The 15846-nt window shown below is 35.6% G+C and carries 19 protein-coding genes and 1 tRNA gene; 11 read left to right on the top strand and 9 right to left on the bottom strand.

The genetic code is table 11. From position 1 onward, the window contains the following. Positions 1 to 30: 30 nt before the first annotated feature. A complete protein-coding gene (locus PT603_RS02990) occupies positions 31 to 1068 on the top strand; it encodes an FUSC family protein (protein WP_008238863.1) in 1038 nt (345 codons plus the stop codon). Between the two features lie 39 nt (positions 1069 to 1107). Here PT603_RS02990 and PT603_RS02985 read toward each other — a convergent pair whose 3' ends face one another. Beyond that, positions 1108 to 1470: a winged helix-turn-helix transcriptional regulator gene (locus PT603_RS02985; RefSeq protein WP_008238860.1), complete on the bottom strand. Its 363-nt coding sequence runs from the start codon at positions 1468 to 1470 to the stop codon at positions 1108 to 1110. A 138-nt stretch (positions 1471 to 1608) separates the two neighbouring features. Between PT603_RS02985 and PT603_RS02980 the strand changes: the two genes are divergently transcribed. The 5 genes from PT603_RS02980 to PT603_RS02960 all read left to right on the top strand — a co-directional run bounded on the left by PT603_RS02980 (position 1609) and on the right by PT603_RS02960 (position 5103). After that, positions 1609 to 1989, top strand: a complete 381-nt coding sequence (locus tag PT603_RS02980) for a DoxX family protein (protein WP_008238857.1) — start codon at positions 1609 to 1611, stop codon at positions 1987 to 1989. Between the two features lie 101 nt (positions 1990 to 2090). Next, positions 2091 to 2798 carry a DsbA family oxidoreductase gene (locus PT603_RS02975; RefSeq protein ID WP_008238855.1) on the top strand — a complete coding sequence of 236 codons (708 nt, stop codon included), beginning with the start codon at positions 2091 to 2093 and terminating at the stop codon, positions 2796 to 2798. Positions 2799 to 2960: 162 nt separating this feature from the next. Beyond that, positions 2961 to 3371, top strand: coding sequence for a hypothetical protein (locus tag PT603_RS02970; protein WP_008238854.1), 411 nt, complete (start codon positions 2961 to 2963; stop codon positions 3369 to 3371). 274 nt (positions 3372 to 3645) lie between these two features. Further along, on the top strand, positions 3646 to 4419 hold the full coding sequence (locus tag PT603_RS02965; protein WP_008238852.1) for a glucose 1-dehydrogenase: 774 nt from the start codon (positions 3646 to 3648) through the stop codon (positions 4417 to 4419). Positions 4420 to 4680: 261 nt separating this feature from the next. Then, positions 4681 to 5103 (top strand): hypothetical protein, encoded by a 423-nt coding sequence (locus tag PT603_RS02960; protein ID WP_008238851.1) that lies wholly within the window; start codon positions 4681 to 4683, stop codon positions 5101 to 5103. Positions 5104 to 5298: 195 nt separating this feature from the next. Here the strand turns inward: PT603_RS02960 and PT603_RS02955 are convergent, their stop codons facing one another. The 4 genes from PT603_RS02955 to PT603_RS02940 form a co-directional block, all read right to left on the bottom strand. After that, positions 5299 to 6543, bottom strand: a complete 1245-nt coding sequence (locus PT603_RS02955; protein ID WP_008238848.1) for a dioxygenase family protein — start codon at positions 6541 to 6543, stop codon at positions 5299 to 5301. 83 nt (positions 6544 to 6626) lie between these two features. After that, positions 6627 to 7466, bottom strand: coding sequence for a LytR/AlgR family response regulator transcription factor (locus PT603_RS02950; protein WP_008238844.1), 840 nt, complete (start codon positions 7464 to 7466; stop codon positions 6627 to 6629). Between the two features lie 162 nt (positions 7467 to 7628). Beyond that, positions 7629 to 8459: a hypothetical protein gene (locus tag PT603_RS02945; RefSeq protein ID WP_008238843.1), complete on the bottom strand. Its 831-nt coding sequence runs from the start codon at positions 8457 to 8459 to the stop codon at positions 7629 to 7631. An 85-nt stretch (positions 8460 to 8544) separates the two neighbouring features. Further along, positions 8545 to 9531, bottom strand: coding sequence for a T9SS type A sorting domain-containing protein (locus tag PT603_RS02940; RefSeq protein WP_008238841.1), 987 nt, complete (start codon positions 9529 to 9531; stop codon positions 8545 to 8547). Positions 9532 to 9857: 326 nt separating this feature from the next. Here PT603_RS02940 and PT603_RS02935 point away from each other — a divergent pair, with 326 nt between their 5' ends. The 5 genes from PT603_RS02935 to PT603_RS02915 all read left to right on the top strand — a co-directional run bounded on the left by PT603_RS02935 (position 9858) and on the right by PT603_RS02915 (position 12960). Next, positions 9858 to 10784: an alpha/beta hydrolase fold domain-containing protein gene (locus tag PT603_RS02935; RefSeq protein WP_262489168.1), complete on the top strand. Its 927-nt coding sequence runs from the start codon at positions 9858 to 9860 to the stop codon at positions 10782 to 10784. Positions 10785 to 11096: 312 nt separating this feature from the next. Further along, entirely contained in the window at positions 11097 to 11315 is a 219-nt protein-coding gene (locus PT603_RS02930) for a type II toxin-antitoxin system Y4mF family antitoxin (protein ID WP_008238836.1), read from the top strand. Continuing rightward, positions 11302 to 11640 carry a HipA N-terminal domain-containing protein gene (locus tag PT603_RS02925; RefSeq protein WP_008238833.1) on the top strand — a complete coding sequence of 113 codons (339 nt, stop codon included), beginning with the start codon at positions 11302 to 11304 and terminating at the stop codon, positions 11638 to 11640. Before PT603_RS02930 ends, PT603_RS02925 begins: the two co-directional genes overlap by 14 nt. A gap of 146 nt (positions 11641 to 11786) precedes the next feature. Then, positions 11787 to 12656: a HipA domain-containing protein gene (locus tag PT603_RS02920; protein ID WP_238531016.1), complete on the top strand. Its 870-nt coding sequence runs from the start codon at positions 11787 to 11789 to the stop codon at positions 12654 to 12656. A 91-nt stretch (positions 12657 to 12747) separates the two neighbouring features. After that, complete coding sequence (locus tag PT603_RS02915; RefSeq protein WP_274239087.1) at positions 12748 to 12960, top strand: transposase; 213 nt, start codon at positions 12748 to 12750, stop codon at positions 12958 to 12960. Between the two features lie 95 nt (positions 12961 to 13055). On the opposite strand, the gene PT603_RS02910 is transcribed toward PT603_RS02915, so the two are convergent. The 4 genes from PT603_RS02910 to PT603_RS02895 form a co-directional block, all read right to left on the bottom strand. Continuing rightward, a tRNA-His gene (locus tag PT603_RS02910) sits at positions 13056 to 13131 on the bottom strand. Between the two features lie 97 nt (positions 13132 to 13228). Then, positions 13229 to 13951, bottom strand: coding sequence for a bacillithiol biosynthesis deacetylase BshB1 (gene bshB1, locus PT603_RS02905; RefSeq protein ID WP_008238821.1), 723 nt, complete (start codon positions 13949 to 13951; stop codon positions 13229 to 13231). Positions 13952 to 14001: 50 nt separating this feature from the next. Then, positions 14002 to 15159: a trans-sulfuration enzyme family protein gene (locus tag PT603_RS02900; RefSeq protein ID WP_008238820.1), complete on the bottom strand. Its 1158-nt coding sequence runs from the start codon at positions 15157 to 15159 to the stop codon at positions 14002 to 14004. Positions 15160 to 15180: 21 nt separating this feature from the next. Next, a complete protein-coding gene (locus PT603_RS02895; RefSeq protein WP_040488664.1) occupies positions 15181 to 15735 on the bottom strand; it encodes a glutathione peroxidase in 555 nt (184 codons plus the stop codon). Positions 15736 to 15846: the final 111 nt, after the last annotated feature.

Genomic DNA, 15846 nt, shown 5'->3' with positions numbered 1-15846 from the left:
TGACAAGTTTCAAATAGACATTTAGAGCACATGAAATCACTACTGGCCTTCAAAAATACTGACCAGCAATGGCATTTACCCCTTATTGCCGGCTTATCTGTTGGTATTCCAATGCTCTTGGGTTGGCTACTTGATAATATGGAAGGTGGAAAACTTGGATCTCTGGCAGGTCTTTCTATACTGTATATACAATCCTATAAACTTAGCACACGAATGATCTTACTGATGACTTGCTGCTTTGGTATTATGATTTCCTATACAGTGGGTCTACTATTTTCATTCAATGCCATGGTTGCTCCATTTGCCTTGGGTATATTGTCATTTGGAATTCATTATTCTTTACATAAACTAAGGTTTACTAAACCTCCAGGCAACTTTTTCTTTATTATGATTGCCTCAATTGCTATTTGTACGCCTTTTAATTATGAAAGCATTCCTGAGAAAATTGGATATGTAGCCATGGGTACCATCCTGACCTGCGGATTGGGATTGGTTTATAGTCTTCTCACGCTTAACCCTACTACCGAATCAACTGGTAGGATCCCACAAAAAAAGAGCACCGCCAGTATCGTAGAGTCAGCCACTTTTGCCTTATTTATGGGAATATCCTTAGCTGTTGCCTTTTTCCTGGAGCTAGACAACCCCTACTGGATTCCTATTTCGTGTTTAGCTGTTATGCAGGGAATTAGTACAAAACACGTTTGGCTACGTGCTTTGCAACGTATTCTGGGAACCTTTATAGGTCTGGGAATCACTTGGCTTCTTTTTGCCAGTAACCCATCACCCCTATTTATCGTTATTGGGTTTATACTACTGCAAATAATTATTGAATTCCTGGTGGTTAGAAATTATACCCTAGCAGTTATATTTATTACCATACTTACCATAATTTTAGCGGAATCCGGGGGAGAACTCTCCATGGATATTAATGAAGTCTTTATGGCTCGGATGGTTGATATAACTCTTGGAAGCCTTATTGGTATTATAGGAGGATGGATACTGTATCACAAAAAACTATATTCCAAGGTGGATAAAGGTTTATCTAAAATCAAATCCAAAAAACAATAATACTACCTCACTTAAAACAATGTAATACTACTATAATACTTAGGAATTGGTATATACAAAATTCCTATAGGCTATTCCCCATTTGGCGATTTCATCGATAATGGGTGCCAATGATTTTCCAAAATCCGTAATTTGATATTCAACCGTTGCGGGTTTAGTGTTTAAAACAGTACGACTCACTAGGTGATTCATTTCTAAATCCTGCAATTCCTTTGAAAGCATTTTAGCCCCAATACCGTCCACTTCCCTCAACAATTCCATAAAACGTAATTTTTCTCCATGGATTAAGGTTCCGATGATGTGAAATTTCCATTTGCCCGATAATATCTCCATGGCATCTTTTATAGCCACTATCCTTGTTTGACAGGTCTCACTACTATTTATGACAGCTACTTTTTTCATTTTAACTTAAGGATTTACCCTGCAAAGATACAAAAACAATCATAGTAGTTTCCTAAGTGAAACTACTTTCCAAAAGGAAATGAATAGCATTTAGAAACTACGATACTCTTAATTTTGCAACATAAAACTTTATTAAAAATGAACACGAATAAACTTATTTATTGGATTAGTACTAGCTTATTTTCAGCTTCAATGCTTTATAGTAGCTATTTGTATTTCACTGCTCCAGAATTAAAAGGAGCATTTGTTGGTCTTGGATTTACCCAGGACTATTTTAGAATTGAATTGGGAATAGCTAAAATATTAGGAGCCTTAGCTCTAATCCTTCCAATGGTACCAAAAGGAATTAAAAACTTTGCCTACGCAGGTTTCACCATCAACCTAGTCTCAGCTATTATAGCCCACATGGCAATGGGCTATCATTCATATGGATTCGTAGTGTTTTCAGTAATTACACTGTCATTATCCTACTATAGCTTCCTTAAATTACCCCTTGCCAAAGAACCAGTATTGTCCTAAAAACAATCCATAGTATCCTGGCTAGTATGTTCCTATTGCTTAGATTTGAAAAGTAGTAATTAGAACACTTAAAAAAACATAACTAGTAAAAAAATACAGCAATGAAAATAGAAATCTGGAGTGATGTAATGTGTCCATTCTGTTATATTGGAAAAAGGAATTTTGAAACGGCCTTATCACAATTTGCAGACAAAGACCATATTGAAGTAGAATGGAAAAGTTTTCAATTAGATCCTGACATTCCTGAGGTACCCAATGAAAGTTACGAGCAATACCTTGTAAAGCGCAAAGGTTTGAGTCTGGAGCAAGTTCAAGGTATGTTAGCCAATGTAACAGAATCTGCCAAACAAGTAGGTCTTGAGTACAATTTTGATACCTCCGTAATGGTGAATTCTAGAAAAGCGCATCAGCTTATACAATTTGCTAAATCCAAAAATTTAGGAGATGCCGCAGAAGAGCGCCTATTTAAGGCATTTTTTACGGAAGGAAAAAGCATTGCCGATATCGCCACCTTAACTCAATTAGGGATAGAGATTGGTCTGGATGAAACTGAAATACAAGAAGCCTTTACCGATGACCGGTATAGTCACTATGCAACTCAGGATATCCAAGAAGCCAGACAAATTGGTGTAAACGGAGTTCCCTTCTTTGTAGTTGACCGGAAGTATGCTATATCAGGTGCTCAGCCCTCAGTTGCCTTTTTAGAAACCCTTGAAAAGTCCTTTGCAGAATGGCGAACACTAAATCCTGAAAATAAACTTGAAATCATAGAAGGTCAAAGTTGTACTACTGACGGTACCTGTGAATAATATAATAGGCCCATGTTGATTTCACCTAGAATAACACATGGAAATCCCGTGTTTTAATACTTGATTTTCAGTATATTTAAAATTACAAAAGACTAGTATGAATCATACTGGTCTTTTGTTTATCCCTTAGGTTGTATTATATAATTCTAATTCTATTTTAGTATGAAGGCCACCCCAGTTATGGTACTAATGATGATACTTCATTTTACCTTTATTAGCAATGGATTTGGACAAGAATTAAACGCAGTGGATATACATAAATCTGATCAAGAGCGCTACGATTTTCATATAGCAAAAATGAAATCAAACAATACTGCCGCTTCAATAATTCTAGGGAGTGGAATTGCGTTGGTAGCCGTAGGTACTCTAATTAATTATACCTCTATTGTCATTGATGAACTACCCAATGGAGAGACCATTATTGGGTTAGGTCTTGCTACCACCCTAGTTAGCATTCCACTTTTTATTGCTGGAAATAATCATAAGAATAAAGCTCAGATTCAATTAAAAAAAGGTGCCATAGGAATTACCAAGGTTACCTACTCAGGATTCTCTTTTACCTACTCCTTTTAGATTACTGAAAACTCTGAGATCTATTTCTTTACACTCAATCTTTACTAACTACTAACTATCAATAGTTTAATTTTTTCTTTTTTGTAACTTTATAGATACTTAAAGTTAAAATGGACACCTAGGAAACTAAAGTACTAACTGTATCATTGTTTTTTATAATTCTAATTCCATTGAGTATAAAATCAACTAAAGCTATGGTACGACTGATGACACTTCGTTTTTCCTTTATTCGACGCCAACCAATAAGAAGTTCATCAGCATTAAATTCAACAGTATGGAAGTAAATAAACTATTTGATTTAACAGGAAAAACTGCGATCGTTACAGGCGGTGCAAATGGCATTGGAAAAGCTACTGCAATGATTTTGGCAAAACATGGGGCCAACATTTCTATAGGGGATTTTAATATAGAGGATGCTAAAAAAACAGCCAAGGAAATTGAAAAATTAGGGGTTAAAGCAATTGCTGTTTCTTGTAATGTTTTGAAAGATGAAGATTTAGTACACTTAATTGACACTACAGTTTCAAAACTTGGCGGAATTCATATTCTAATTAACAATGCCGGCGGTGGCGGTGCTGGACGAGAAAACCCCTTTAAAATTTCTGTAGAAGATATAAAGAGAGACTTCGAGTTAAATGTATTTAGCGGGTGGCGACTATGTCAATTAGCCGTACCACATATGAAAAAGGCAGGTTACGGCTCCATTGTTTTTACTACTTCCATGTCCAGTATTAATAAAAGCCCAAATATGAGTGGTTATGGAGGTTCAAAAGCTGCTGTAAACCATATGGTAGCAAATTTGGCCTACGATTTCGGCCCGGAGGTACGAATCAATGCAGTTGGTCCCGGAGCTACCAGGACAGCTGCTTTAGAAAGTGTTTTAACTCCCGAAATTGAAAAGACGATGCTCAAACACACACCCATAAAACGACTAGGGACTGCAGACGATATAGCAGGAGCCATGCTTTATTTTGCTTCGCCAATTTCAGAATGGGTTAGCGGACAAACCATCTTTGTAAATGGTGGTGGCCAGCAAACACTGGAATAGAATAGAAACACTATTTTCTTCCAGTGTATCCAATTACGTTACTTCTAAAATAAATGTAAACAAGGAGGTCTTCTCTACTAGTGTAAGACCAATTTAAGGCTATATGGCCTTAAATTTGGCATACTTGAATAATTTTCCAGACCCTATTTATACTTTCTTTCCTTTTTTGTAACTTTATAGGTACTTCAAGTCTAAATGGACACCTACGAGTCTAAGGTACTATCCGTCTCATTGTTTTTTATAACTCTAATTCCATTTAGTATGAAATCAACAACTGTTATAGTACTTATCTTGACATTTAATTTTGTCTTTATAAGCAATTTCTTCGGGCAAGTAGTACCAGATGAAGAACTTCAGTCTCCACAGGAACTTTATGATTTTCATATAGATAAAATGAAATCAAACAAAACCGCAGCCTGGATAACTCTTGGAGGTGGAATCGCAATGATTGTTGGAGGGGCTGCTATTGATTTTGCAGACAACTTTGATTTCTCTAGTGATTCACCAGAAACACATGGTGGTAAAGTCCTTATGGGTGTGGGTATTGTTACAACTCTTACTAGCATTCCTCTTTTTATTGCGGGACACAAACATAAGAGTAAGGCTCAAATTCAATTGAAAAATGGTGCTATTGGAGGAACTCGTTATAAATTTACCGGCCTATCCATAGCATATACCTTCTAGGTTATCTCATTCATTTTGGCAGTCTCTAAAGTTATATTTTAAGTATGGGTGTTTTTACACCTAAAGGCTGGTGATTAGAAACTATTCAGGAATCTATACAAACTACTGTAGAATTACATTTATGCTAAAACAAAAGATCCCTACTTTACACGTAAGGACCTCTCATACTTAGTTGGTATTCTTTATACTTCTCCCTTAATGGTACTTTGGCTCCGAAAGATGGAAGTACTCACTTCTGGTTTTATCCAATGTCTGAGAAATAAGGTTAAAATTTTCCTGCGTAGGTTTAAGGTTCACATATTTATCAATGATTACTCTATGCTTATAAATGACAAAGGTATTTTCTACCTCAGGATTTATTTTATTCAAGTTTGCTTCACTTTCCTCGTCTGAAAAAGAAGGGACAAATGTTAATGCCGTATTTTTAATATTTAGTTCCTTTCCAAGGGCTTCTAATTCCCTTCCTCTTTTATCTTTATCATAATCCTTATCATTTCCATAGACAAAATAGACCTTTATATAATTCTTACGGTGGACACTTTCTTGCTCCAAAAACGATAACCACTTCTTTATATCTTCATAGTTGGGGTGGTTGCCGACAAAATATAGAATACCATGGAACCTACCATATTTACATACAGGACAAACTGTAGTACCCTTATCTGGACCATAGGCATGGTAAGGTGTAAAGGATGGATTATCTTCTCCTATTTCCAGACCTGAACGAATTCTTTCTTGATTTTTTTCAGGATAATTAGGAATATTAAGCCCTAACACTATCGAATGTTCGGCCACTTGCATTTCCTTATCTAAAAGGATTCGGAGAATTCCACTCCCTCCTCTATTCTCAAGTTTCCTTCTTTCTTTTCCAGTTAACAGCGGATCATCCGTAAAGACTAAATTATCTATATAGTATTCATTGTCGATTTCAGGTTCTTTTACAGAGATATGAATATGTGCGGGTGTATCCCTATTTGGATAGGCTGCGGGACGTATCGTATAAATTGAGTACTTTCCATTTGCATCGGTTTTTACCCAACCTCTAATACGTCCATGCTTTCTTACCTCTTGGTCCATTCCTTCTTCTGGAGTATAGTACCCATTACTATCGGTTTGCCAATAATATAAGATCACATTCGGTGCTGGAACTTTGCCGCCAAACTTATACACTGTTCCTGTTACCAATAATTTTTGCCCCTTATCATTCCATGCAGAATTAGTATCAATAGACTTTAGGTTTTGAGGCATCCCAATATACATCAGTTCACAACCATCACAACCGCCTCCAACAATCAGTTTGGGTGGAGACTTTTGAGTGGTTGGTTGAGAATTTGTTTTGATTTGACCATTACAACTTGCGAAAAAGCCAAAAAAAATAATGGCAATGGTAAGACGTACTATACGTATCATACCATGAAATGAGGTGGTTCCTGTGTTCATTTACTTTTGTTTTTAATAGATTTAGCAACAAAAGTATTTTCAGGAAATAGTAAACAGAAATCAAATGTGTTCAGACGATGAGTTTATACCTTAACCCGATGGGTTCCGGTAAACTCATTTTTAAAATTGGCCGCATAGGTTCTACTTAACCTAACTATAGTGCCATTTTTTAAAAGGAGGTCGTAGTCTCCATTTAATCGTGATTTAAATGAAGAAACTTTCTCGAGGTTAACAATCGTGGATTTATGAACTCTAACAAATGTCCTGGTATCTAATTTCATTGACAGCGACCTCAGGGTTTCAGTATGAAGGAATTTCTTTTCTTCTAATTGTATGGAAACATACGGTGTTTCAGCTGAAATTTGATATATATCCTTGACATCAACAACGGTATTATTCTTTCCCTCTCCAATTATAATTTTCGGCAAATAGCTTTCTTTTTGAAGGGTGATCACCTCCACCGATTTATTAATAAAATACACATGAGCAAGCACAAAGACTGAATAAATTACAACTAGTGTATATAAGTCGTTAGCCAAGGTGTAGTTAAGAATTTTATACACATCATATCTTCCTTGGTAGAAAGCAATAGAGCACACTACAAAAAATAACAAAAGAAAAAAAAGATGAATCACTATAGATCCAATGATATAAAATCCCGCCTTATATATCGAATCCAGTTTTTGCTTTTTAAGAACCCCTCCTAAAACAGCGAGTAATGGGATGAAAAGAATCCAAATAATTTTAAATAAAATGGATTCACTTAAATAAAAGGTATATCCAATTCGTTGAGACTCCAAAAAGTCCTGAAATACCGTAAGGCTAGCGATAGATAGAAATAAAACAAAGAGAAATCCAATGTGTTTACTTCCACTTTGAAAAATGTCGTAATTGCTATTGGTATCTATTGTGGTATGTGTCATTTTTCATTGGTTATTAAGTATATGAATTCACCACTAATTTATGGAGCGAATTATAACCTATAAAAATACATGAAAAATTAAAAACTATAAGAAATTTGTTTACTTAAGTAGTGTTCTAAAACGTCGTATGCAAATCCCTTATAGTCTTTTTATCATTTAAACCTATTTGTAGGTATATATGCTTTCCTTACTTAATTCTCCATCCACATAATATTTCTTTGTCAAAGGAAAACCATCCCCATTTAAGGTATATTCATATTCCTCTGTCATAAAATTTGATTCAATTTTACTAATGAGCTTATCGGTAAATTGGTCAACAGCCAAACCAAGATCATTATAATACAAAACAACATTATTTGGATTCCCACCAAAATAGTTGACAAATGCATAGGATTCTGAACCTTCTTCTAAATAAGAAAATGTAGAAGTATTTCCAAAATTGGTTTTTGAAATTGGTAGTAAGTTGTTAAATTCAACAGAATAAATCACTTCTCCATCTTCAATTTCCCTAGTTATAATGGAATTGGGATTCAATACAAAAGTCTTAGAAAATATTTCCCCATCAATTTCAGTACTACTGGTTATGGTAGCATTTGGATTGTAGGTAAAGTTATTAGTTTGAAAATAGTCTTCATCACTGGCTGATACGGTTGTCTGGATAATTCGATTCGCATTATCATAGGTAAATCCCTCTTCATAAAAAACAATACCATCAGTTGAGGATACTTTTATGGATACTAATAAGTCTGCTGCATTATAACTTAATCGAGCAATAGAAAAGACTTCACCTGATGCATCATACTCTGTTACCATCTGTGGTCTTTGATCATTAAATTTGGTAATGGATACTGATTCAATTTCCCCACCCTCATAGTTTCGTTCTTCTACTTCTATTAATTCACCAGTTTCTTGTTGAAAATCAACAGGTTCATCGGTACAGGAAATCAAATTAAATCCAAAAAAGGCTACTAGTAAAATGTTTGATTTTTTCATTGGCAAGTATTTAGGTTGGTTTTATATTTTATCTTATCATTCATATATTTCATTGTAGAAAATAGAAAAGACCTACTGTCCATTTCTAATTTTTAACAATTTTAGTGGTCTTATACCCCTCCATTTTTAAAAAATACATTCCTTTTTCTAACTTTTCAATTCTAATTTGCTGATCTGAAATCACACCAGATAAAACCTCTTTACCGGCCATAGAGTAAATTGAAAACTCTTTACCTTTTAAGGAAGTTGGAAACGAAATAATTCCTTTGGATGGATTCGGAAACACCTTAACTAATTCACTATCAAAATCAAGTGAGCTTACTTCAATGGTTGCTGATGAAACTTTAATGAATTGTTGATTTTCGAGATTTCTACCGGCATTTGTAGGATTTCCCAAGGTCATTTCTACTCTAAATCTTCCCAGCCTACCTGTTTTTAAGGTTCTACCAGTAGCGCCTTCGATAGGAATTTGAGTATCGCTATCGATCCATTGAAAAGAAACTGCATCCAAATTTGCAATCAATTCATCCCCTATTGCAATCACGGAATTATCCAAATCTATACTTTCAATGGTAACCGATGAATGAACATTAGATCCATAAGAATCTTTTATAGAATAGGAATAAGTTCCTGGAGCCAGGTCAGAGAATATATGTTGAGAAGTAAATGCTGAGTTATTTAAAGAATAGGAATAAGGTGGTACTCCATCAAACCTAATTTCCACGATTCCGCTATTTTGAATGCCTGAAGGCCACACCACAGGCTTATTAAGATGATTAGGGGGAATTAGCGAAAACATTTGCCTTAGGAAGTAACCCATACTATCTATCACCTCAAATTCATACATCCCTTCACATAGTCCATCAATAATGTTGGAGGATTGCATAAAACCATTTACATTCGAAAATAGATAGGGAGGCGTACCCCCTTGCACACTAAATTCAACATAGCCATCGCACATTTCGGAACTACTTGGGTATTGGATCTTATAGGTTACTTGCATTTCTTCCTGTGAAAAAGAAAATGAAGAAAAAAATAATATTAAATATGTGGATAAAAATAAACTTCTCATCTTTTTTAGATCATTAGGTAGTCCTTTTATAGGTATTCTATTACTTTGGTAACTATATCTTTTATAGATAAATACTTCTAGTCCAATATACCAAATATTTTAATTTTGACGTTATATTCGTCATCAAATTAGTTTCTTTTTCTTTCAAAATTGTTAAGATGTTATGACTCCTAATAAAAACCTACATCCGTATGATACCTACAATTTTATACCTAAGCCTTCAGATTCGTGACTCTCAAAGCTAATGGTGCGTAGATGTACAGCATGAATTAAAAGAATTCTGGAATTATAGCGTAATTAGTAGTTATTCTTGACTTCTCCAGAATATCGTACAAAGACTACTAATTTTTAAAAAAATACGAATGACAAATAGTCTATCCTACTACTTAACCATAGCTGTTATTAAGCTAAAAGGCATCAAACGATCCTTTGGTAACGATCCCATTGATTATAAAAAATTACGAAAGGAAGATGTCTTTTTGCCGAATAATTCCTTTTTCAAAAGGCATACACTAAACAAATATCAAGTCCTTTCATCCACCATCATTGAGGTTGGCACTAAAAAGGAAGCTGACTCATTAGTCCTATTTATTCACGGTGGTGCCTTCGTTTCAGGGCCTGCCAAGCATCATTGGGACGCCATAAAAACGATTGTTAAACAAACCAGTCATACTGTGTGGCTATGCCGCTACCCTAAGGCTCCTGAATACGATATTTTACAGATTTCTAAAAACATAGATGCCCTATACAGTTTGGCTTTAGAGAAATACAGCGCATCCAAGATTTACATTATAGGTGATTCTGTAGGAGGAACACTTGCAACAGCCCTTATTCAACGATTAATAGCTCTTAAAAAAGAACTACCAAAAAAAATACTCTTGATTTCTCCTGTAATGGATGCAAGTATGTCTAATCCAGCCATTCAATCCTTAGAAGAAATAGATCCTATGTTATCCATACAAGGGGTGGTAAGTGCCAAAAAAATGTGCGCTGGATCTATGGACTTAAAAGCCCCCATTATTTCACCTATCTATGGGAGCTTTGACCAATTCCCCTCTACTCTAATTTTTATGGCTCAACATGATATTATGTATCCAGATCAAAAAATAGCACTCTCAAAACTATTAAAAGCCAAAGTAGATGTCAAAAGCATTGAAGGAAAAAGAATGCCACATATATGGCCCTTATTACCCTTTATGAAAGAAGCTAAAATCGCATTACAAGAAATTACCAAAGCCTTAAAAGACTCATGATCACGCTTTATATATTCCTGACCCGGTATTTATCATTTAGACCCAACTTTTGGTTGTGATTCTTTAGTCTTGATCCTTTAAAATGAATTCAAACAAATGCATAAAAAGTAAAAAAAAGTAAATATAAGCCCAGTATCTTTCTGGGCTCTCTTATACTTAATCTCTTCACTTCATTTTAAAACCTATCCCTAAATTTATATGCAAAAGCATATAAATGTGTCTTTTAAATTTAAATTATATGTAAAAGCATATAATTGTGTATATTTGCTTAAAATTATATGTAAAAGCATATAATCATAATCTAAATATAAGATGAAATCATTAGCAGAATTTGTTAAAGAACGAAGAAAAGAAGTTGGGCTCACACAAGAAGAGTTTGCCGACAGAGCCGGTGTTGCTTTAACTGTGGTACGAAAAATAGAACAAGGCAAGACCAAGCTTAATATGGAAAAGGTTAATCTTGTTCTTGCTATGTTTGGGCATGAGTTAGCCCCTGTTAATAGTAAAGCATTGAACAATGAGACAAGGTAACGTATATTATAAAGATTATTTGGCAGGAACTATTACCGAAACTAACGAAGGTGATTATGTTTTTCAGTATGAGGCAACTTATGTAGAAGCCCATCCTTCTGAATTTATAACGTTTACCATGCCTGTTAGGAAAGAAGCTTATACTGACAATAAATTATTTCCCTTTTTTGAAGGCTTAATTCCTGAAGGTTGGTTACTGGATATTGCATCTAAAAACTGGAAAATAAACCGAAATGACCGCATGGGATTATTATTGGCCTGTTGCCAGAATTGTATTGGGGCCGTAAGCGTTGTACCTAAAACTGATGACCACGAAAGCCTATAATGAGCATTGAGTTATGAGTTGGTTATACCTTTCTAAATAATTAAATATTGACCATGTGGCTAACGAAATTTTAATAGATGAAGCGAAAATGTTTATATTGTTATGAGCCTCTTGAAAATGACACTGATTTTCATAAAAAGTGTTCTATGGAATTCTTTGGTATCACAACACCTCCAATAATTCCCTATACTATAGACCAAATGGCGGAATTGGCAAAAAGTGTTGTTGAGCGCAGTGTTGCTATACCAGGTGTGCAACCTAAATTATCCATGTCCTTGGTAAAAAAAACGAAAGAACAAGCCGATACACTGTTAACCGTTGTTGGAGCACTTGGTGACCAGTATATATTTAAACCACCATCCCATCAATTTCCGGAAATGCCAGAGAACGAACATTTGACTATGCGGATTGCGGAAGCTTTTGGCATACGGGTTGTGCCTTCAAGTTTGATAAAATTGTCTTCGGGTGAATTGTCTTATGTTACCAAACGTATCGATAGGACTGAAAAAGGAAAGAAAATCCATATGTTGGATATGTTTCAAATAACGGAAGCTTATGATAAATATAAAAGCTCCATGGAAAAAGTTGGTAAAGCCTTGGACAGTTATTCTAATAATACTTTGTTGGATAAAATCTTCTATTTTGAATTGGCTATCTTTAGTTTTCTCACGGGAAATAATGATATGCATTTGAAAAACTTTTCCATGATAGAAAGCCCTTCAGGTTGGATATTAGCTCCTGCATATGATTTGTTAAATGTGTCTATTGTCCTTCCTGAAGATATTGAAGAATTGGCACTCACCATCGAAGGGAAAAAGCGAAAACTTAGAAAAACTCATTTTGAGCATTTAGGCCAAGGACTTGGATTAACTGATAGACAAATACAAGGTGTATTTAAGCGTATGCTCAAAAATAAATCTAAAGCTATTACATGGATTGATAATTCCTTTTTATCGGATGATATGAAAACTGCTTACAAAGGTATTTTAGAAACAAGATATGAACGACTTATTTAACGAGGCAAAGTGTTGTAGGTGGAAGTGATTATTGATGTTGAGCGATTGGAAAGATAAATAATGGGCATTTTCTAAAAAATGCTCTTTTTTTATGCGCGGTATTGAGGTGGGTTTTAGAGCATTCAATACCATTGCAAACACCATAACAGTTAATTACAGATCCATCCTGAATTATTTTATAAACAGAAGCACAAACGCTTCCGCTGAATCATTCTATGCTAAAATAAAAGCTTTTAGAAGTCAATTCAGAGGGGTTAGAAACATAGAATTCTTCCTATATAGATTGACCAAATTATTTGCGTAAACACAACATTTAGTCTTGATCCCCTTGATCCCTTGACTCAGTTAACATACAGGGAACACAATAAAAAAAGCCTCTCCAAGGAAAGGCTTTCTAACGGGTGGAATACCGGGCTCGAACCGGCGACCTTCGGAACCACAATCCGACGCTCTAACCAACTGAGCTAAAACCACCGTTTGTTACTTTGATACTGGGCAATTGCCTTCATCTAAGCAGGTGCAAATGTAATGCAATTATTTAATTCTATCCAAACGTTTTTTAAAAATTTTTTTTAGATCAAATCGGTTATCTGATCCACAGCCACATAGCGCTCACTTGTAAAACCTTCTGCATGCTGAGTTCCTATAATACGTCCCAAATCACGTGCTCTATAGCTTACACTCTCCAAAAAATTAGTGCTTGAAATAGGTGTTTCAGGTTCGGTACTTTGAGCATCATAAAATTGGGATTCGTAAGCCAACACTGCTTTCAATTTAGTATCCATAAATCCGCTTACATCCACCACAAAATCAGGCTCAATATGCTTCCATTGAATATAATGAAATACATGTTTGGGACGCCAGGCTTCTTGCCAGGTTTCTTCACCTGGAAACTGCGTATCAATCTTGGATAAACCACTCAAAAAACAAGCGTCACTTACTAGTTTACTTCCCTTGGCATGGTCGATATGTCTGTCATCAATAGCATTACAAAACACAATTTCCGGCTTATACTTGCGTATCATTTTTATAATTTCCAGTTGATGTGCTTTATCATTTACAAAGAAACCATCAGCAAACTCCAGATTTTCACGTACCATAACCCCTAAGATTTCGGCAGCTTTTGTAGCTTCCCTATCTCTTATTTCAGCGGAACCCCGTGTACCTAACTCTCCTCTTGTAAGATCAATAATCCCTACTTTCTTACCTTTTGAAATTTCCTTTGCCAAGGTAGCTCCGCATCCCAATTCAACATCGTCAGGATGTGCCCCTATGGCTAGTATATCCAGTTTCATATATCTATCTTTAATGAAGGCAAGATGCCTTAATTACTACTTATGCTGTATTATTTCTTTTTAGCCTTTTCAATGGCTTGCTCAATATCATCTATAAGGTCTTTCTTGTCCTCTATTCCTACCGAAAATCGTAGTAGTCCGTCTGCAATTCCCTGAACAGCTCTTTCCTGGGCACTAAGAAGTGAATGCGAAGTTTTGGTTGGAGACAGTATGGTACTCTCAACACCGGCCAAACTCATCGAAGGCTTTATAAGTTCAAGAGATTCCAAAAATACTGCTATATCAATATCTTCATTCAACTCAAAAGACAGCATTCCTCCATAACCCCGCATTTGCTTTCGAGCCAATTCATGGCCAGGATGTGATTTTAAACCTGGATAATACACCTTGGCTATATCCGAATGCTTATTTAAAAATTTAGCCAAACGTCTCGCATTACGATTCTGGGCCTTTACTCTTATTCCAAGGGTTTTTATACTGCGCTCTAGTAACCATACGGTATAATCACTTAAACTACCACCGAGGTTTTTAGCAAGCTGAAAAATACGATCAATATGCCCGGACGAGGCGCAAACAGCTCCTGCCAAAATATCACTATGCCCTCCTAAATATTTAGTAGCACTATGTATGACTACATCAATTCCAAAATCGATAGGGTTTTGATTCACCGGACTTGCAAAGGTGTTGTCTATCATTGACACCAAATTATGTTTTTTTGCAAGTTCAGCCACTGCCTTTATATCCGTAATGGTCAATAAAGGATTGGAAGGAGTTTCTATATAAATGACTTTGGTATTTGGCTGTATGGCTGCCTGAAAATCAGCTATGGAAAGCCCTTCAGTCATGGTAAAGCTAATCCCATATTTAGGAAATTCCTCCACCACAAAATTATAGGTACCCCCATAAAGGGTTTTCTGTAAAACTACGTGATCTCCTGAACGCAAAAAGGCTAAAAGTGCGGTACTTACAGCGGCCATTCCACTACCGAAAATCAATGCAGCTTCTGCATGTTCTAAAGCGGCCATCTTTTTAGCCAATGCCACCTGATTGGGAGTATTAAAATACCTGGGATAACGTTTTACCTCTACCCCTTCATAGGCATAGGACGTACTCATATATAAGGGAGAAACAGCTCCCTTAAACTGGGTATCCTCTAATTCACCTGTATGAGTACAAATGGTGTTGAGTTTATACGGTTCTTTTTTCACAATTCTTGGTTGGTTATTTGCCTAATTTGAGGTGATCCAGTTTACAATTTCCGCATCAGTTGGTAAGGTACGTGGTGCTATTACTTTTGCCAAATGACCTTGTTCATCAATCAAGTACTTTTGAAAGTTCCATTGTACTTCGGAATCCTCCACTCCATTTAAGGCCTTACTTGTAAGCCACGTATATAGAGGATGACAATCGTCCCCTTTAACAGAAATTTTACTCATCATGGGAAAGGTAACCCCATAATTAGCCTCACAAAAACTAGCTATGGATTCATTTGATCCAGGCTCCTGCCCCGCAAAGTTATTTGCTGGAAAACCAATGATGACAAAATTTTGACCTCCATAGGTATCATATAGCTCTTGTAATTGCTTGTATTGTGGAGTAAGCCCACACTCAGAGGCTGTATTAACAATCATCACTTTTTTTCCTTTTAAATCTGCCAAGGCAAATGGTTCACCATAGATGTCTTCCACAGTAAATTGGTGTACAGAGGTATTCATTGTAGTTGTTTTTTGTGCCTGAGTGCTTGCTAAACAAAGCACACAGATAAGGGTGAGTACTCTTTTCATTGTGTGAAATTTTTTCTTTTTCATTAGGTTATAAATCATAAAAAGTAGCTTTTCTAGAAAAACTACTTTTTACGAGCTTTCTTGTATAAAATTACAAAAAAGTATGAGGTT

Origin of the sequence: Imtechella halotolerans (genome assembly GCF_028743515.2) — a bacterium.
Taxonomy (GTDB): domain Bacteria; phylum Bacteroidota; class Bacteroidia; order Flavobacteriales; family Flavobacteriaceae; genus Imtechella; species Imtechella halotolerans.
This window is presented reverse-complemented; position numbering and strand designations above follow the sequence as displayed.